Genomic DNA, 17,634 nt, shown 5'->3' on the forward strand with positions numbered 1-17,634 from the left:
TGACGCGTAGTCCGGGACGCGTAGTCCGGGACGCGTAGTCCGGGACGCGTAGTCCGGGACGCGTAGTCCGGGACGCGTAGTCCGGGACGCGTAGTCCGGGACGCGTAGTCTGGGACGCATAGTCCGTCGCCCGGAGGGTTGGGGCTGCCGAAGGAGCCACCGTGGCACCTCCCGCGCGGTGAGGTGCTCTACCGCTTTTTCCGATCCAGCACCACCAGGCCGATTCCCGCGATGAGCACAACGGCTCCGGCGTAGGTGGGCCAGGAGACCTGCTTATCTTTTTCGGCGTTGACTTCCAGTGGTCCGATGTCTACGACTTTTTCCTTTTGGGTATAGTTGAAGCCGTTAAAAACCAGCATCGCAATGCCCACGATGGCCAGTATAATTCCAAATACTTTCATAATACGTAAGGGTAGTTTAAGTGAAACGTTTTACTGCTATAACAACGCTTGATCAGCCATCGCAAAAGCCACCTTTTAGTTTGTTAGCTTATGTGTGTTGGCCTTGCGCAGGCTAACAAAATATAGAGGCGTTGCGAGGGCGGGGCCCGCCCGGCCGTGAGGGCAAAAGCGGGCATTTCTAGAAATTTGGAATTGATTTCGGAAATACGAAACCGACTTATAATTTCTAGAAAAGTTTTTTTGGTCATTTTTCCCTTAGCATGAACGGAGAATGCCGTTTACTATTCCACAGCCTCTGCTAAAAGCATACCTATACGTAACGGTAAGGAATTGTAGAAAAAGAGCCACAATCTTTATAGTGCACCCGCCTGGTACTTTCAGGTATCCCACCCGGCCCTTACTTTTGTGGCGTGAAAGTACCCCCAACCCAAGCTCCTCCTGCCTTATGAATAGCCTGCTGATTTTGAACGCCCGCCTGGTCAACGAAGGAACGATCCGGGAAGTCGATGTACTTATCCAAAACGGGCGCATCGCGTGCATCGGCGCGGACCTGCAGCACCAGGCCGCTGATCGCGTACTGGACGCCGCGGGGAAGTACCTGCTGCCGGGCTTGATCGACGATCAGGTCCATTTTCGGGAGCCGGGGCTGACCCACAAGGCCACCATCGCCACGGAGGCCCGCGCGGCGGTGGCGGGGGGCGTTACGTCCTTTATGGAAATGCCCAATACCGTCCCGAACGCCCTCACCCAGGCGCTGCTCGAAGACAAGTACCAGATTGCGGCCGCCACTTCGCTGGCCAACTACTCGTTCTTCATGGGGGCTTCCAACGACAACTACGAAGAAGTAATGCGCACGGACCCGCAACGGGTGTGCGGCATCAAAATATTCATGGGCTCCTCGACGGGCAACATGCTGGTGGACGCCCCCGACGTGCTGGCGCGGCTCTTTGCCAACGCCCCCTGCCTGGTGGCGACCCACTGCGAGGACGAGGCCACGGTGCGCCAGCGCCTGGAGTACTACCGCGAAAAGTACGGCGACCAGGTACCTTATGACATCCACGCGCTCATCCGCAACGAGGAGGCCTGCGTGAAATCCTCCACCTTTGCCCGGGAGCTGGCCCGTCGGCACGACACCCGCCTGCACATTCTGCACATTTCGACGGGCGAAGAAACGGAGCTGTTTGAGGTAGGGTACCGCCAGGGCGGGCAAATCCGGCTGGCCGACGGCTCGCCCAAGCGCATCACGGCCGAAGCCTGCGTGCACCACCTTTGGTTCGACGCCGAGGATTACCGGCAGCTGGGTAACCGCATCAAGTGCAACCCGGCCATTAAGGCGGAGCATCACAAAGAGAAAATCTTGCAGGCCCTGCTCGAGGACCGCATCGACGTCATCGCAACCGACCACGCCCCGCATACCGCCGACGAAAAGGCGCAGCCCTACTGGCAGGCTCCCTCCGGGCTGCCGCTGGTACAGCACTCGCTGAACGTCATGCTGGAGTTTCACCGGCAGGGGCGGATCTCGCTGGAGCGGATCGTGGACAAAACGAGCCACGCCGTAGCCGATTGCTTTCAGATTGCCGAGCGGGGGTACGTGCGCGAAGGGTACTGGGCCGACCTGGTGTTGGTGGATCTGGACCAAGCAACCCTCGTAACGCCCGAAAGCGTGTGGTCCAAGTGCGGGTGGTCGCCTTTTGAAGGTACCACCTTCGGTTCTTGCGTCACGCACACGCTGGTGTCGGGCCACCTGGCCTACGAGGCCGGTCACTTTGACGAGGCCGTTCAGGGCCAGCGCCTGGCTTTCAGCCGCTAGCGCTACTGGGCAGTTCGTCGCGGATTCGCTACGCTTCATCCTCTTCTTGGGCGGTTTGATCTTTTTTTTCTTGAGCCGTGCAACTAATCGGGCCACCTTTGCATCCATAGAGCAACGGATCGCACGTTTGCATCTTTAGCCAAAAAAGAAAAAGCCTTTAAAAAAACCAAGTACCTAGTTAATAATACAGAACAAGCCCCCTTCTCCTAGTAGGATCGGACCGTCGCACGGAAGGGCGGGGGGCGGCCGCCGCGCGGATGAGGTAAAACAAGGCATTAAGAAATTTTAAGAAAAAACAAGGTACTATGTATTGCAAGATACCTAAAAACAAGTACCTTTGTAACGTGATTAAGCAGAAGAAGACCGGAAACTAAACCAATGAAAGCCATGAAAACCTTGAAAGTACTCATCCTGATGCTGCTGGTCAGCCTTCAAGTGAACGCCACGGGTTATTCACATAATATGGTAGCGGCACAAAAGATGCTAAAAACCAAAAAAGCCGTTTCGGCCAAAAGCCTCAAGGCGAGCCCCGTCGTGGTGCAGCCGCGTACGGTGGTCCTGAAAGCCAAGGCCGTTTCGGCAGATTCGAGCCACGAAGAGACGCTGGTGAAGCCCGAGGTGAAGGCGGTATCCTTTACCCAACACCTGGCGGGCTGGATCGTACGGGTCGTGTGCCTGGAAGGAACGGTGCTACAGGAAAAGTGGGTGTCGCTGTTTAGCTCCGAGTCCAAACTGAAAGAAAATCTTCCCGCCGACGCGACTTTCCTGTCGCTGGTGGGCAATACCATCTCTTACCTGGTTACTGCCGCCGTGGCGCTCTGGTAAGCCCGGCGAAAGTACCCTGCGTGTATCCTCCTCTTTTTAGGCTTGATGATCCATCAAGCCTTTTTTTGTGCCCGGACAGGCCGCTATCTCCCCAATCTTTGTTGGGTAAAAGACCGGGGAATGGGGCCCGGAAAGTACAAAGAATTCCCCACTTCCCGGGGGTATGCGCTGCATGAGCAACCTGTCTGAGGGGATTTTGATCGGCTCTTTTCAAAACGCTGGTCAGTGAAAAACAGGGAGTTATAGCCAAGCGAAGGTACCTCCGGCTTGGAAAGGGTACTTGGCAGCCAAAACGTGGGTTTGGTTTTTTAAAGTACCCCGGCTGTACTTCTACAACTAGACCTTTTAAAGAACCTGCTACCATGAGAAGAGAGATGAAATCTTGCGTAGAAGCCTGCCTGGCTTGCTACACCGCCTGCCTCGACTGTGCCACCGAATCCATCAAGATGTCGGATGAAGCCATGCTGAATTGCATCCAGACCTGCCTCGACTGCGCCGAATTGTGTAACCTGTGTGCCCGTTTCTGCGCCACCGATTCCGACTACTCCGCGAAAATATGCGCCATGTGCGCCGAGCTCTGTGATGCCTGCGCCGCCGAATGCGAAAAACACGACCACGAACATTGCCAGGAATGCGCCCGCGCCTGCCGCGAATGCGCCGAAGAATGTGCCGTAATGGCCTAAGCGTGCTACGCTAAGAAAGCCTAGGGGTACTTCAAAAGTACCTCCCCTTATACATAGTAAGCTTGTAAAGCAGCCTCCATCCTCCCTTTCCCAACCGGGGAAAGGGAACAGGATTGGGGCTTTTTTATTTCCTATCCTTGAACTTCCAGGCCGAAAACCCCAGGTAGGCGTAGGTAGCGCGCAACATGCCGGGTTTGCGGCTCAGGAGGCCGTTCAGGTTACTGAACCCTACGTGCAGCGGGCCAAAGTGCGCCAGAAAGCCAATCGAAACCCGTTCGTTACCTTCCAGAAAAGAAATGGGAAAAGCAAAATCGGAATCTTCGTCCTCGAAGCGGGGCGTCACGGTAAAGGAGTTGGGCTGCCGCAGCGCGAGTGCGCTTTCTGGGGCCTGGTGAGTCGGAGCTTGGTAGGGGCGCGTCTGGGCCACGTTCAGGAAAAAGGATTTAATGAGCTGGACATCGACTTCCAGGTGCAGGGCCGCGGGTAGAGCCGCGTCGCCCAGCAGGGTACTTTCTTGCTGGACCGGAAAAAGGCGGGCGAAGCCGTCGGCGCCTTCGTCCCCCAGCGTCTCGAGTTCCGCCTGCCGGATTGTTACGCGCTGCTGCTGTCCCGCCTGCACGGTACCCTGGGCGGTGCGGTACCGGATACTCCCGACGTCGGTGAGGGAGGCCGCTACCCGGATCAAGTACCCCGGCCGGGCGTCGTCCTCTTCCTGCAGCCGATTCCAGTAGGAGCCCAGCTCGTAGGAAGCCCCCAGGTCGTAGCCCCAACCCTGGGCGTAGGAACGGGCGTTGAAGAGCGCGCCCAGCCGCAGCGCCTGGTTGGGGTGGCTGTACCCACTTTCGTAGGCGAGGTTCTCTACGGTCAATTCTTTTTCATCTTCGGTACCCGGAATGAGCCGGATCGCGTAGCGGTCGGCGCGGCCCTGCAGGTACCCCAGCCGGGCACCAAATACGCGCTTCAAAGTACCTCCTACCTTAAGCTTATGGGCATGAAGGTTGATGAGTTGCAGCCCGTACGAAAAGCTGGCTTCCGAAAAGCTTTGCTGCATGAGCCCAAAATCCCCCCAGGCTTCGTCGGCCGTGGGCGTGGCGGGGGTGTCCAGCCTTCTGAAGTACATGGTTTGCAGCGCGCGGGGAATGTTACTGCCCTGCACAAAGCCCCGGCTGCGCAGCTGGAAGGCGAAGCCGTGCGCCTTACCCACCGAAAACAGCACCGAGGGCCAGCGGATTTCGCTGGCCAGGTTGACGGCCCCGCCCTGCGTGACGGAGCTCATGGTACGCGAACGGCCGTAGAGCTCGTCGGTGGAATGGGGGGCCAGGAGGGGATACAAAAGCGCGTTGCGACCAAAGAAAATAAAGTAGCGGTTGTTGATGGTACTTCCCAGGGTCGTGAGGTTGATCTGCCAGCGGTAGCGGGACCCGCCCAGAATGGCGGGGTTGTAGGTAGCCCGGTAGAGGCCACCGTAGTTGCTGTACTGCAAACCAGGTACCTGCTGGGCCTGGACCGGGCTAAGGCCCGCGCAGGTACCCAGCAAAAGAAGCCAGCGGAGGTACTTCATAGCGAGTGGTTAGGATTGAGAATAAGATTTCCCTGGTCGTCGTAATGCACAATTTCCCGTTCTAGTAAGTGCCGTAGGGCCGTAAGTACTTGCTTTTCGGGTACTTGCTGAAAAGCCTGGCTGAGCGCGCGCGGAGCCAGGGAGCCGTGTTGGTGCAAATGTACCAGGATTTGCTGGCTCAGGTCAAGCCCGGCTTCGTGACCGGCGCTGGCTTTGCGCTGGCGGAGACAGACGTCACACTGGCCGCAGGGCTGGCCGTCGTGCTCGTTGAAGTACTGGAGCAGCAGCAGGGAGCGACACTGCCGTTCGTGCTGTGCGTAGTGAATCACCGCCTCCGCTTTTTGCTGGTCCAGCTCCTTCTTGCGCCCAATGGCGTACACATTCAGAGGTAGTTGCTCGGCGTCGAAGCGGGGCGTGAGGAAGGTAAGCTGGGGTTTGTCGCGCTGGGGCTGGTAGGCTACGATGCTGCGCTCTTCCAAAAACCGCAGCCGCTGCTGTACTTCCTTCGTGCTGGCGTAGTAGGTCTGGCCTAGTTCAATCTCCGAGATCTTGACGTATTCCGTAAAAAGCTCCCCCCCGTACATCCGCAGCACGAGCTTCACGAAGGCATCGTAGTCGGGATAGCGCAGCTGGAAGTCGTACAGCTGCCGGTTATCGACCAGAAAATGAAGCTTCGCCGACGCGTAGTACTCTTCGCTGAGTTGAAGAAAGCCTTCGTTTTCCAGGAGTTTGAGCGCAAAGTGCGTTTCGGAAAGCGGCAGGCCGAAGGTACCCGTGAAGGCGTGGACGTCGAGATCGAAGCTGGCGAGTTCTCCCCCGCCCACGGGTACTTTGTAGTAGTTGGCCAGGGACTGGTACACCCGCCGCACCAGCTCCACGGGGGGGTACTTGCGCTCCACGCTGCCAAGTAAATCTTCGATGTCCTTGGCGTTAAAAAGTGCCACCGCGTAGGCCTTACGGCCGTCGCGTCCGGCCCGTCCGGCTTCCTGGTAGTAGGCTTCGAGGGTATTGGGCAGATCCAGGTGCACCACCGTCCGGACGTCGGGTTTGTCAATGCCCATGCCGAAGGCGTTGGTGGCCACCATCACCCGTACCTGGTTGCGGAGCCAGGCGGTCTGCTTGTCGGAGCGGTCGCGGTGGGGCAGCCCGGCGTGGTAGTAGTCGGCCCGTAGGCCCTGGGTGTTGAGCCAGTCGGCCACCTGCTGGGTTCGTTTGCGGGTGCGGGCGTACACGATGGCCGTACCGGGTACTTTGCTCAGAATCTGGTACAGCTTCCGTTCTTTGCTTTCTTCCCGAAAGGTGGAGTAGGAGAGGTTGGCGCGCGCAAAAGACTGCTTGAATACCCGGGGCCGTTGCATCTCGAGTTTTTCCAGGATGTCGGCCTGTACTTCGGCGGTAGCCGTGGCGGTGAGGGCCATGACGGGTACACCCGGAAGCAAGGTTCGGAACTCGGCGATGAGCAGGTAGGCCGGCCGGAAATCGTAGCCCCAGGACGAAATACAGTGCGCTTCGTCGACGGCCAGCAGGCATACCTTCATCTGCTTGGTACGCTCCTGCATGATGTCGGTCCGGAGGCGCTCCGGCGACACGTACAGAAAGCGCGTGTGGCCGTGAATGCAGTTGTCGAGTATGATGTCGATCTCGTGGCGGTTGAGCCCGGCGTGAATGGCCGCCGCCGGAATGTTCCGCCGCCGCAGCTGCTCCACCTGGTCTTTCATAAGGGCAATCAGGGGCGTCACCACGATGCATACGCCCTCCGAAGCCAGCGTAGGTACCTGGAAGCAAACGGATTTGCCCCCGCCCGTGGGGAGCAGCACCAGCGTATCGCGCCCATCCAGTACCGACTGAATGGCCTCCTCCTGCACCGGACGAAAAGCCTCGTGGCCCCAGTATTGTTTCAGGATCGCCTGCAGCTGGTTCATGAAGGGGGTACTTGTGCGTTTGGGGGATGGTTTGTTAATAACGCGCAAAGTAGCGAAATCGTCCTTGCTAGTTGGCGTTTCCAGCTTAATTAGTTCGACTTGTTAGTTCGCGTTTGTAACGCGAATTCCTTGCTGGTCCGCGTTTGCAACGCAAATCTTTTATTAAAGTACCCCTATTAAGGTACCTCTTTTATTCTGATACAAATAGTAGGCTCGCTAGTTCGTGCTAGTTCGCGTTTGCAACGCGAAGTCCCTGGCAAAGTACCCCGCTAGTTCACATCCATCACGCGAATTATTCAAGAAATACTTAGACATAAGGAGGGCGGGCCGTAGGGTACTTGGGGAAATAGGCGGCGGTACGTATCTTACCGTAGAATTCTAACAAATCCTTCCATGCGCTTTCTGGTTTCCCTACTGACGGCCGCTCTCCTGACGGGCTGTTCCATGTCTCGCTCGGTACAGCGGGAGCTCCGCCGGTCGGACGTGCTGCGCCAGCACCACCTGGGGCTGGTCATCTACGATCCGGCCCAGCAAAAGACACGGGTCAGCTACCAGGGCGACCGGTACTTTACGCCCGCTTCCAATACCAAGCTGTTTAGCTTTTACGCGGGCCTGTGCGCGCTGCGGGATTCGGTACCCGGCCTGCAGTACTGGCTCCGGGGCGACAGCCTGATTTTCCGGGGCACGGGCGACCCGTCGCTGCTGCACCCCGATCTGCCGCCGAGTAGGGTACTTGAGTTTCTGAAAGCGCGTCCCGAGAAGCTCTTTTATACCGCTGCGAATACGGAAAACAAACGCTTCGGACCGGGCTGGTCCTGGGACGACTATACCGAGTACTACCAGCCCGAGCGCTCGCCGCTGCCGATCTACGGAAACATCGTACGCTTCACCAGCGACGCCACCCGGCGGCTCTACGCCTCGCCCCGGCTGTGGGGCGACTCCCTGCGCACGGACACGGCCGTAAGTGGCATTGAGCGCGAGGCCGAACGCAACCTTTTCCGGCATTCGTTGTATGCGCTGCCCGCGGGTCTGGAGCAGGATGTACCCATCAGAACCTCACCCGTCCTCACGGCCTGGCTGCTGGGCGAGGCTTTGGGAAAACCCGTAGAAGTAGTAGATTTTGAAACCAAAGCGCCCTGGCGTACGGTATACAGCATCCCCACGGATTCGCTCTACGCCCGCATGATGCAGGTCAGCGACAACATGCTGGCCGAGCAGCTCATGCTCCTTTACGCCTCGGCCAACCAGCTTCCCCTCCACACGCCGCGGGCCATCGAGCACGCCATCGAGCAGCACCTGGCCGACCTGCCCGACCGCCCCCTCTGGCGCGACGGCTCCGGGCTTTCGCGCTACAACCTCTTTACGCCCCGTTCCATCGTGGCGTTGCTGGATAAAATCTACGCCAAAGTACCCCAGGAACGCTTGTTTGCCATCCTGGCGCAGGGAGGGAAAACGGGTACGTTGAAAAATCTGTTCAAAGGAGAAGAAAGTACCTTTGTGTACGCCAAGAGCGGTTCATTGAGCAACAACTACAGCCTGAGCGGGTACCTGCTCACCCGCCAAGGCCGACTCCTGTATTTTAGCTTCATGCATAATAACTTCGTACGGCCCGCCACGGACATCCGCAAGGAAGTAGAGCGAATCCTGACGCGTTTGCACGAGCGCTACTAGGTAGGTACCTTCGGCGGGGCGCCCCCGGCGGGTGCTAGGGCTGCGTCCAGCTCCGGTTGGTGCAGTAGATTTGGTTACGGCCCTGGTACCGCACCAGCAGGTAGAGCTGGTAGTGTCCCGGCGCGATGCTTTCTTCGTAGAAAGACGCCTGCACCCCGCGCGCAAAGTACCTCAGGCGGCGCAGCAAGGTGGTGGGGGGGACGGCAAACTGGTTGGGCGGGGAAGCGTACACATGCTGGTCGGATTTCAGAATGACGTAGGGACCGTCGGTGTAGTCCTGTTCGGCTTCAAAAAAATCCTGCATGGCCTGCGTCACCAGATTGCCCCGGTAGTGGGAGAGCGTATCGAAGAAGTAGGTACCCTGGCAGGGTACTTGCGCGCTGGCCGCCCGCGGGTTCCAGCCTTCAGCCAGCGGGTCGTCGGACTGGTAGTAGGCGCGGATTTGCTCAAAGTACTCCTGACTCATGTTGAACATGCGTAGCCCCATCAGGTCGGCGTTGTAGCGGGTATTGAACTCCTGCACCACGGCCAGGCGGCGGTTGTTGACGGCTCCGGCGAAGTTGACGTAGAGCAGGGTCAGGTTGAGCAGTACGGCGAAGGGTAGGCCCGCCAGGGCCCAGGTCCGGCGAGTGGCCGGAGCCAGCCAGGATAAAGCCCCCAGGTAGCTGGCGATCAGGATCAGGGTAGAATACATGCGGTAGCGCCCCTTGAAGAGGGATTCGAAACCTCCCAGCGGGATGCGCTTGTAGACTACGGCGGCCGTGGTGATGGCCACAAAAAGAAAAAGCGCCAGCGCGAAGAGCCCCGACCGCGAAAGCCGAAGCGGCTCCTGGCCCACAAGTGCGCGGAAAAGGGGGAGCAGGTAGGGCCGGAATAAAAAGAGGAAGGTACCTACGAGTATGACCCCTGCCGCTGTGGCCAGGGTAAAGAGAAAGGAATCCACGGCGTAGGCTGGCAAGGCGGCTACGGAGCCAATGAAACCAAAGAAACCCGCCAGCCCCTCCTGCACCTGCTGGAGATCCGAAAACTGGAGGCTGGGGGTTTTTTGCGGAAAACCCGCAAAGTAAAGTACCCCAACGAGCACTACGGTAAGTACCGTGATCAGCAGATCGCGCCGACGGCCCGTAAGCCAAAGCAACAAAAGCAGCACCCCAAACACCAGAATGCCGTTGCCGTAGGTAAAGGTAGCGGCGGTGGCCGCCAGCAGCGCGGGGAGGATGGATCGGTGGTGAGTAGCGCTGTACAAGGACAGCGTGGCGAAGAATAAAACGCCGAAATTGCAGAGGGAGCTCACGCCCCAGAAGATATTCTCGTAGGCCTGGATGTTAAACCAAAGCCACATCACCGGCACAAAGTACCAGAGCGACAGGCCTAGCCGTTGAAAGACGCGATAAAAAAAGTAGGCGCAGCCCGCCCAGCACACATTGCCCACGATCATGAGCCCTACTAGATTGACGTGGCCGCTAAGGTAGTAGGTCAGCAGCACGACCGTCCGGGAAAACACCAGCCGGTGCTCGGGGAAAGGGTCCGTGAGGCGCTGCCAGCGCTCGGCCCAAGTGGCCTCCTCAAAGCCGGGGATGACACTCAGAATCGTGATGTCATCGTACGCTACGTAGTTGACATTGAGGGCAATTTTGGAGAAGGTCCAGGCGTATAAGCCCAGCGGGAGCAAGCAAAGCAATACCGCCAGCCAACGCTGCTGGCGGAGCGTAAAAACAAAACGGGATAAATCAGCCATGAGCGGAACGTCGACGCAAAGTACCTATCTGGGCGCCAAAGGTAGGAAAGATTTTGACGAGGCGTAGCGCTACTTAGTTTGTGTCGTCTTCTTCGGCCGAGGCTCGGGGGTCTTTGGAGGAGTCGTAGAGGAGCTTGCCTTTGTCGTCCCACTCGCGCAATACGAAGGGCTCAAATTCGTCGTCCCAGCAGGTTTTGGGGTACTGTATTTCTTTTTTGCGCTGGCGGCGGAACTGGTAGTATTCCATCCAGCGGCCTACCTTTTCGCCGCGCTCGTACTTGCCGTTGGTCATGAGCTGCCCGCCGTCGTAAAACTGCAGGTACTCGCCTTCCACGACTCCAAACTGAATGGGAATGACCTCCTTAATTTTAGTATGGGCGGAGTCGTAATAAGTCACGCGCGATTCGGCCGGAAAGCCGTGCTGCCAGTGGGCTTTGTCCAGTAAATTGTAGTTGGCGTCGTAGCGCACCCAGCGTCCGTCTTTAGTCCCCTGGTGGTAGTAGCCTTCCTCGATGAGGTGCCCGGCCACGTAGCGCTTGTAGGGGCCATGCAGGGGCAAGGACCGGCTTTTGTCCTTCACAACCGACGAATTCAGCTTCCGGCTCTTGGGATCGTACCAGCGGGTTTGGGGGGAGCGTACCCGCTCGTCGATGGGTTGGTACTCCTTCAAAACGTGAAATTCCTCGATCGTGGCCCGGTCGCCGCTGCCGTACTTAACGGACATTTTTTGCATGGGAATGCCGTTGTACTGTACCTTGGCTAGTTTGGCCTTCTGGCTTTTGCGGCGGCGCTCAGCCTTCTGATCTTTGAACGACTTGGCCTTGAGGCCCAGGTCGGGCAGGGTCTCGCCGAGCAGGGAAGAGAGCGTCGTTGTTTTGCCCTTGCCACCGGGTAGGGCCACGGACGCACTAGGAGCCAGGCCCGGCGTTTCCAGGCTTAGCCCCGTGGATTTTTGTAGCGCGGTGCGTAAGGTATCGCTTTGGGCCTGCGCCTGCCGAACCCGGCTGGTCGCCGTTTTACCGGCTTTTTCGGTTTGGGCCCAGGCCCAGGGAGACAGGCTCATCCCCAGCATACACCACCCGATCACGGCTCTATGCATAAACACTTGAATTTTTCTTCGGGTCAAATATGATTACTTTTGTAACGAAAATGACCCTGGGTTATTGATTTACAAAGAAATAAACTTTTGCTTTACCTTGGAAAAAAACGCAACGATATACATTGCCGGCCACCGGGGCATGGTGGGCTCGGCACTTCACCGCAAACTACTGGCCGAAGGCTTCTCCCGTTTTGTGTTTCGTACATCCTCCGAGCTCGACCTGCGCGACCAGGTGGCCGTGCGGGACTTTTTTGCCACCGAACGGCCCGACTACGTTTTTCTGGCGGCGGCCAAAGTAGGCGGTATTGTGGCTAACAATACCTACCGGGCGGAATTCCTGTACGACAACCTGCAGATTCAGAACAACGTGATCGACAGTGCCTACCGTACGGGCGTAAAAAAACTGCTCTTTCTGGGTTCATCCTGCATTTATCCCAAAATGGCCCCCCAGCCGCTGCGCGAAGACTACCTGCTGACGGGTACCCTGGAGCCCACCAACGAACCCTACGCCATCGCCAAGATCGCGGGCATCAAGCTCTGCGAGGCCTACCGGAGCCAGTACGGCTGCGATTTTATTTCGGTGATGCCTACCAATCTCTACGGCCCTAACGACAACTACGACCTGACGAACTCCCACGTACTACCGGCCATGATCCGGAAGTTTCACGAAGCGCGGGTGGAAGGAAAGCCGCGCGTAGAGCTGTGGGGAACAGGTACCCCCCGGCGGGAGTTCATGCACGCCGACGACCTGGCCGATGCCTGCTACTACCTGATGCAACACTACAGTGAGCCGGGCTTTGTCAATATCGGGGTGGGCGACGACGTATCCATCCGCACGCTGGCCGAGCTCATCCGCGGAGTCGTTGGCTACGAGGGCGAGGTACATTGGAATACCGACAAACCGGACGGCACGCCCCGCAAATTGATGGACGTGACCAAGCTCCATGCGCTGGGCTGGAAGCACCGGGTGGAGCTGGACGAAGGGATTCGGAGGACGTACCAGGACTTTCTGGAAAAAATAGCCACCTATGCGGTCTGATTTTCTGGAAGGGGGTACTTGGCGGGCATAGGTACCTGCGCCTTACCGGGATAGCCGATCATCCAGGTCGATTGGGCCTACGGCCCTTAAAACCTAATATTGAAAGGTGAAAGGTACTTTTAACCTACGATAATTTTATAAATTAATAAAATATCAGTATTAAGTAGCAAGAATCTTCGGGAAACTCAGTAGCTTTGCGGCGATCAAAATTGGACATAACGTTAACCTTTGTTGTAGAGAGATGTCTTCCCTCATGAAACTCGATCAGATTGATCGCAAAGTACTTGAAATACTGCAATCAAACGCTAAAATTACCAACGCCCAGCTTTCCAAGGAAATAGGCCTCTCGCCGGCTCCTACCTTAGAGCGGGTAAAAAAGCTGGAAAACGCCGGTATCATCAAAAGCTACCACGCCCAGCTGGACCCCGAAAAAGTAGGACTAGGTGTAACGACCTTCGTTCAGATTTCGTTGGTGGGCCATAAAAAAGCCGTCACGGAATCTTTCGTGGAAAAAGTAAACTCCATCGCTGAGATCATCGAATGCCACCACATTACGGGCACCGGTGATTTCCTGCTGAAGGTTATCTCAAAAGATATAAGTACCTACCAGCGGCTCATGCTCGAAAAGATCAACGAGATCGAAGAAGTAGCCAGTACTCAGACGATGGTCATCCTGTCTACCTTCAAGGAAAGTAAGATTCTGCCGATCCCCTGACGGATCCAACCGGCGTGGGTGAAGTACTTATACAGAAAGAGCCTTGCTGAAGCAGCAAGGCTCTTTCTGTATAAGTACGGGTACTTTATTTCCGGCCGCCGCGCCGATCTTCGCGCCGGGCCTTTTTCATGTTATCCAGGGCCTTTTTGGCGTCGCTGTGCTGGCTCGACTTGCGGTCGGACTTGTCCAGCGCCAGTTTATAGTAGCGCTGGGCTTCCTCCCGGTTTTTCTGAGCCTCCGCGATTTTCCCTAACCCCAGCAGCGACGATACGTAGTAGCCCGCGTTCAGGGAGTTGGTTTGTACCGAAAAATTAATGGCCTGCTGGTAGTATTCCCGCGCGGCGTCCAGGTCGTGGTAGTAGAGGTGGTGGTAGTAGGCCAGCACGTAGGCGGCATTCCGGCCGCTTACGCCTTCGTAGCCGGGTAGTCCGCGGTTGATCTTATCCAGGATGTTGCGGGAGGCCTGCTCGGCCTCAACCCGATGGCCGGTCACAAAAGCCGAGCGGCAGAAGTACCTTTCAAAGTAGGGGTTGTCCGGGAAGGTCTGCCACATGTACTTGGCCATGTCGTAGGCTTTGCCGTACTCGTTTTCCATGCTGTAGATCTGGAGCAGAAAGTACCGGGCCTCCACGCGGGTATAGAAAGCATTGTTGGATACTTGTTCGAGCTGCATGGTACCTAGCTGCTTGTTGCCTTTGGGAAAAAACAGCAGGATGGACTTCAGCAGCGGGTACTCCTTCGGAATCCATTCGGCGTAGTAGTTGTAGATACCATCGCCAAAGAGCAGCTCCGGACTCAGGTCACTAGAGCCCTTGCTGCGATCGAGGTACTTGAGGGCGTTCTTGCCCGCAAAAGTAGCCTTGGTCCACATTTTCCGCTCGGAGTAGAGCCGCCCTTTGAAGGCGTAAGCCGCCGCCAGAAAAAAAGCAGGCTCAACCTTATTTTCTTTTTGATCGTACAGCTTTTCGGCCAGCACGATGCAGGAGTCCAGGTGCGCCAGCAGGCGGTTGTCGTAGGAGGTATTCTCGGTATTCGGTACAATTTTCCACCACTCGGCCAGCCCCATCAGAAAGTGCGGCATCGGGTGGTTAGGGTAGCGGTACTTGAGCCAGCGAAATTCTTTGTCGGCTTCGGCAAACTTATAGTTGTAGAGCAGGTTGATCGCCTCCGTCGCTTCAATCTGTACACTCGGGTTCTGCAGGATCAAGTCGTACTGCTTGTCCAACTCCGCTGAGGAGTACAGCTGGGCGTGCGATTCCGTCAGAATAAGTACCAGCAGGAGCCAGACGGGCCGCCGGTACAGAAGGCTTTTCTTCATTTATGTATTGTCAAAAAAATCTGTCCTTACTAACGCAGGAATCCAAATTTCCGTTTACCGGGAAGACGCTTTTTCAAATTAAGCCGTTAATTTAGGCGCCACTTCTGAGGAAAACATGGTTACTGTAAAAGACAAGGTTTTTGCACCTTTTATTGAAAAGGAGCAGCTGGCGCAACGCATCGCGGAGCTGGCAGATAAGATCAACACCGATTACGCCGGGCGTACGCCGTTGCTGGTGGTGGTCCTGAACGGGGCCTTCCTGTTTGCGGCAGATCTGATCCGGCATATTACCATTCCCTGCGAAGTATCGTTCATTCGGCTGGCCTCCTACGCCCAAACCCAGTCAACGGGCCGCGTGAAGCAGGTACTAGGCCTACAGGAACCGGTGGCAGGCCGGGATGTCGTGGTGGTCGAGGACATCGTCGATACGGGATTGACCATGGCTCAACTCGTTCAGCAACTGTGGGAGCAGGAGGCGTCGTCGGTTGAGATTGCCACGCTCCTCTATAAACCCGAAGCCATTCGGGAGTCGGTGACGCTGCGGTACGTAGGCTTTGAAATTCAGAACCGCTTCGTGGTCGGCTTTGGGCTGGATTACGACGGCCAGGGCCGCAACCTGGATGCCATTTACGTCTTGGCGAACTAAAAAGGGGGCTCGAAGCGTAAAAAGTAGACTTTAGGAAAAAAATCTGCTTGCGTAATTAAAAAGAGTTAGCGTATATTTGCACTCCCAACGGGAAAAACGGCGAAGTGGTGGAATTGGTAGACACGCACGTTTCAGGGGCGTGTGGCTTTGGCCATGCGAGTTCGAGTCTCGCCTTCGTCACCAGGCCTTCGAGGTACCTACCTCGAAGGCCTTTTTTTATGCCGTATTGGCTGCTTTCTGGAAATACTTTGGGCATTTGTGTAATAAAAGTTAGACAAAAGGTAGCATAACGCCTAGGTTTAATTCAAATAATCTGCTATTAATACCATTGCCTGACCGCTTACACCACCTTTACCTCCCCTTTCCTTTCTTCCTTATCAATTACTTATTTTATCATCTCAAGAGCCTTTCTCCTTCTCTGGCTTTCCCTGCTCCATGAGCACAGAGCGTTCTTTTGAAGCCTTTGTGTACGTAGTTAGTTACTTATCAGTCCCTTGTCAGTTAGTTTGAGTAGTCTTAGCCGTGTCGTTAAGTCGCTTTTTGGGAACTTACAGCTGCGATCTGGGTACTTAGGAAAAGTACCTTTAGGAGACTAGACTTTGGCTGGTAAAAAAATATTTAAGCATAATACTTTGATAGCCAATAGATTATTCTCAGTCGTTGAAATAGTTAGTATTTTTTTGTTTAATTTTTTTTATGTAACTATAAACAAAAAAATGAACCCTTAGTTAAACAATATGATTTCAGGGCTAAATGATTGTATTATCCGAGTAGTAAAATAGGTTGGAGAATGCAAGTTCGCAAAAGACAGTCCTGTACGAGCGTGTATTCCTAAGTTCTAAGTACCTATAATTCAACTAAAAATCAGTCTACAATGAAACCATTTATCCTAAGGAAGTTTATTCTTTTGTCATGCCTGTGTATGGGCCTTGGCTCCCTGACGGTTCGAGCCCAAGGTAACCTGGTGGAAGTAGCGGCGGGCAATCCCGATTTTAGCATTCTGGTGCAGGCCGTGCAGAAGGCCGGTCTGGTGGAAGCCTTGCAGGGGGAGGGTCCCCTGACGGTGTTTGCGCCCACCAACGCCGCCTTCGGCAAAGCGCTGGCGGCTCTGAACCTGAACAGCCTGGACGACATTCCGCAAGACCAGTTGCGGAGCATTCTGCTGTACCACGTGGTAGCGGGCTCGGTGGGTTCGCGGAGCCTGCGGAACGGGCAGCGGGCGGCGACCTTGCAGGGGGAGGAAGTGGAGATCACCGTGTTTGGCAACTTCGAGATGATCAAGGTCAACAACAGCAACGTAGTACTGGCGGACGTAGAGGCCAGCAACGGGCTGATCCACGTGCTTGACGAGGTACTTTTGCCACCCATGCTAATGATGGCCAAGCCCAACCTGGTGGAAGTAGCGGCGGGCAATCCTGATTTTAGCATCCTGGTGCAGGCCGTGCAGAAGGCCGGTCTGGTGGAAGCCCTGCAGGGGGAGGGTCCCCTGACGGTGTTTGCGCCCACCAACGCCGCCTTCGGCAAAGCGCTGGCGGCTCTGAACCTGAACAGCCTGGACGACATTCCGCAAGACCAGCTGCGGAGCATTCTGCTGTACCACGTGGTGGCGGGCTCGGTGGGTTCGCGGAGCCTGCGGAACGGGCAGCGGGCGGCGACTCTGCAGGGGGAGGAAGTGGAGGTGGCCGTGTTTGGCAACTTCGATCTCATCAAGGTCAACAATAGCAACGTAGTACTGGCGGATGTGGAAGCCAGCAACGGGCTGATCCACGTGATTGACGAGGTACTTTTGCCACCCATGCTGATGATGGCCAAGCCCAACCTGGTGGAAGTAGCGGCGGGCAATCCCGATTTTAGCATCCTGGTGCAGGCCGTGCAGAAGGCCGGTCTGGTGGAAGCCCTGCAGGGGGAGGGTCCCCTGACGGTGTTTGCGCCCACCAACGCCGCCTTCGGCAAAGCGCTGGCGGCTCTGAACCTGAACAGCCTGGACGACATTCCGCAAGACCAGCTGCGGAGCATTCTGCTGTACCACGTGGTAGCGGGCTCGGTGGGTTCGCGGAGCCTGCGGAACGGGCAGCGGGCGGCGACTCTGCAGGGGGAGGAAGTGGAGGTAGCCGTGTTTGGCAACTTCGATCTCATCAAGGTCAACAACAGCAACGTGGTACTGGCGGACGTGGAAGCCAGCAACGGGCTGATCCACGTGATTGAC

General features: G+C 56.5%; 14 protein-coding genes and 1 tRNA gene. 9 read left to right on the forward strand and 6 right to left on the reverse strand.

Features of this window, described 5'->3' with window-relative positions; all coding sequences use genetic code 11:
• Positions 1-188 precede the first annotated feature (188 nt).
• Positions 189-401, reverse strand: a complete 213-nt coding sequence (locus tag HNQ92_RS13925) for an LPXTG cell wall anchor domain-containing protein (RefSeq protein ID WP_184174668.1) — start codon at positions 399-401, stop codon at positions 189-191.
• Positions 402-846: 445 nt separating this feature from the next.
• Here HNQ92_RS13925 and HNQ92_RS13930 point away from each other — a divergent pair, with 445 nt between their 5' ends.
• From HNQ92_RS13930 to HNQ92_RS13940, 3 genes are all read left to right on the forward strand, one after another.
• A complete protein-coding gene (locus tag HNQ92_RS13930; RefSeq protein WP_184174669.1) occupies positions 847-2,211 on the forward strand; it encodes a dihydroorotase in 1,365 nt (454 codons plus the stop codon).
• Positions 2,212-2,598: 387 nt separating this feature from the next.
• Complete coding sequence (locus tag HNQ92_RS13935) at positions 2,599-3,036, forward strand: hypothetical protein (protein WP_184174670.1); 438 nt, start codon at positions 2,599-2,601, stop codon at positions 3,034-3,036.
• Positions 3,037-3,410: 374 nt separating this feature from the next.
• Positions 3,411-3,719 carry a four-helix bundle copper-binding protein gene (locus HNQ92_RS13940; RefSeq protein ID WP_246440170.1) on the forward strand — a complete coding sequence of 103 codons (309 nt, stop codon included), beginning with the start codon at positions 3,411-3,413 and terminating at the stop codon, positions 3,717-3,719.
• Positions 3,720-3,843: 124 nt separating this feature from the next.
• On the opposite strand, the gene HNQ92_RS13945 is transcribed toward HNQ92_RS13940, so the two are convergent.
• Together HNQ92_RS13945 and HNQ92_RS13950 are read right to left on the reverse strand one after the other, a co-directional pair.
• Positions 3,844-5,280 carry a DUF5723 family protein gene (locus tag HNQ92_RS13945; protein WP_184174672.1) on the reverse strand — a complete coding sequence of 479 codons (1,437 nt, stop codon included), beginning with the start codon at positions 5,278-5,280 and terminating at the stop codon, positions 3,844-3,846.
• Positions 5,277-7,202 (reverse strand): RecQ family ATP-dependent DNA helicase, encoded by a 1,926-nt coding sequence (locus HNQ92_RS13950; RefSeq protein WP_184174673.1) that lies wholly within the window; start codon positions 7,200-7,202, stop codon positions 5,277-5,279. The genes HNQ92_RS13945 and HNQ92_RS13950 overlap by 4 nt, the downstream gene beginning before the upstream one ends.
• A gap of 393 nt (positions 7,203-7,595) precedes the next feature.
• Here HNQ92_RS13950 and HNQ92_RS13955 point away from each other — a divergent pair, with 393 nt between their 5' ends.
• The gene (locus HNQ92_RS13955) at positions 7,596-8,873 is read left to right on the forward strand and encodes a D-alanyl-D-alanine carboxypeptidase/D-alanyl-D-alanine-endopeptidase (RefSeq protein ID WP_184174674.1); all 1,278 of its coding nucleotides are present in this window, start codon (positions 7,596-7,598) and stop codon (positions 8,871-8,873) included.
• A gap of 34 nt (positions 8,874-8,907) precedes the next feature.
• On the opposite strand, the gene HNQ92_RS13960 is transcribed toward HNQ92_RS13955, so the two are convergent.
• Both HNQ92_RS13960 and HNQ92_RS13965 read right to left on the reverse strand, forming a co-directional pair.
• The gene (locus tag HNQ92_RS13960) at positions 8,908-10,611 is read right to left on the reverse strand and encodes a hypothetical protein (RefSeq protein ID WP_184174675.1); all 1,704 of its coding nucleotides are present in this window, start codon (positions 10,609-10,611) and stop codon (positions 8,908-8,910) included.
• 73 nt (positions 10,612-10,684) lie between these two features.
• On the reverse strand, positions 10,685-11,710 hold the full coding sequence (locus HNQ92_RS13965) for a toxin-antitoxin system YwqK family antitoxin (protein ID WP_246440172.1): 1,026 nt from the start codon (positions 11,708-11,710) through the stop codon (positions 10,685-10,687).
• Between the two features lie 97 nt (positions 11,711-11,807).
• Between HNQ92_RS13965 and fcl the strand changes: the two genes are divergently transcribed.
• Together fcl and HNQ92_RS13975 are read left to right on the forward strand one after the other, a co-directional pair.
• Positions 11,808-12,749, forward strand: coding sequence for a GDP-L-fucose synthase (fcl, locus tag HNQ92_RS13970; RefSeq protein ID WP_184174676.1), 942 nt, complete (start codon positions 11,808-11,810; stop codon positions 12,747-12,749).
• A 253-nt stretch (positions 12,750-13,002) separates the two neighbouring features.
• Entirely contained in the window at positions 13,003-13,464 is a 462-nt protein-coding gene (locus tag HNQ92_RS13975) for an Lrp/AsnC family transcriptional regulator (protein WP_425504289.1), read from the forward strand.
• Between the two features lie 85 nt (positions 13,465-13,549).
• Here the strand turns inward: HNQ92_RS13975 and HNQ92_RS13980 are convergent, their stop codons facing one another.
• The gene (locus tag HNQ92_RS13980; RefSeq protein WP_184174678.1) at positions 13,550-14,782 is read right to left on the reverse strand and encodes a tetratricopeptide repeat protein; all 1,233 of its coding nucleotides are present in this window, start codon (positions 14,780-14,782) and stop codon (positions 13,550-13,552) included.
• Positions 14,783-14,897: 115 nt separating this feature from the next.
• Here HNQ92_RS13980 and hpt point away from each other — a divergent pair, with 115 nt between their 5' ends.
• The 3 genes from hpt to HNQ92_RS13995 form a co-directional block, all read left to right on the forward strand.
• Positions 14,898-15,428 carry a hypoxanthine phosphoribosyltransferase gene (gene hpt / locus HNQ92_RS13985; protein WP_184174679.1) on the forward strand — a complete coding sequence of 177 codons (531 nt, stop codon included), beginning with the start codon at positions 14,898-14,900 and terminating at the stop codon, positions 15,426-15,428.
• Between the two features lie 98 nt (positions 15,429-15,526).
• Positions 15,527-15,611: transfer RNA gene (locus tag HNQ92_RS13990), tRNA-Leu, on the forward strand.
• Between the two features lie 691 nt (positions 15,612-16,302).
• The coding region (locus HNQ92_RS13995) for a fasciclin domain-containing protein (protein ID WP_184174680.1) at positions 16,303-17,634 on the forward strand (1,332 nt) is incomplete at its 3' end.

It is taken from the genome of Rhabdobacter roseus, from assembly GCF_014202275.1.
GTDB classification, from domain to species: domain Bacteria; phylum Bacteroidota; class Bacteroidia; order Cytophagales; family Spirosomataceae; genus Rhabdobacter; species Rhabdobacter roseus.

What these genes read in the sequence shown, in the direction of transcription:
- HNQ92_RS13925 (WP_184174668.1), bottom strand. Translation starts at nt 401, where the DNA reads ATGAAAGTATTTGGAATTATACTGGCCATCGTGGGCATTGCGATGCTG.
- HNQ92_RS13945 (WP_184174672.1), bottom strand. Translation starts at nt 5,280, where the DNA reads ATGAAGTACCTCCGCTGGCTTCTTTTGCTGGGTACCTGCGCGGGCCTT.
- HNQ92_RS13980 (WP_184174678.1), bottom strand. Translation starts at nt 14,782, where the DNA reads ATGAAGAAAAGCCTTCTGTACCGGCGGCCCGTCTGGCTCCTGCTGGTA.
- HNQ92_RS13955 (WP_184174674.1), top strand. Translation starts at nt 7,596, where the DNA reads ATGCGCTTTCTGGTTTCCCTACTGACGGCCGCTCTCCTGACGGGCTGT.
- HNQ92_RS13940 (WP_246440170.1), top strand. Translation starts at nt 3,411, where the DNA reads ATGAAATCTTGCGTAGAAGCCTGCCTGGCTTGCTACACCGCCTGCCTC.
- hpt (WP_184174679.1), top strand. Translation starts at nt 14,898, where the DNA reads ATGGTTACTGTAAAAGACAAGGTTTTTGCACCTTTTATTGAAAAGGAG.
- HNQ92_RS13960 (WP_184174675.1), bottom strand. Translation starts at nt 10,611, where the DNA reads ATGGCTGATTTATCCCGTTTTGTTTTTACGCTCCGCCAGCAGCGTTGG.
- HNQ92_RS13975 (WP_425504289.1), top strand. Translation starts at nt 13,003, where the DNA reads ATGAAACTCGATCAGATTGATCGCAAAGTACTTGAAATACTGCAATCA.
- HNQ92_RS13935 (WP_184174670.1), top strand. Translation starts at nt 2,599, where the DNA reads ATGAAAACCTTGAAAGTACTCATCCTGATGCTGCTGGTCAGCCTTCAA.
- HNQ92_RS13930 (WP_184174669.1), top strand. Translation starts at nt 847, where the DNA reads ATGAATAGCCTGCTGATTTTGAACGCCCGCCTGGTCAACGAAGGAACG.
- HNQ92_RS13950 (WP_184174673.1), bottom strand. Translation starts at nt 7,202, where the DNA reads ATGAACCAGCTGCAGGCGATCCTGAAACAATACTGGGGCCACGAGGCT.
- HNQ92_RS13965 (WP_246440172.1), bottom strand. Translation starts at nt 11,710, where the DNA reads ATGCATAGAGCCGTGATCGGGTGGTGTATGCTGGGGATGAGCCTGTCT.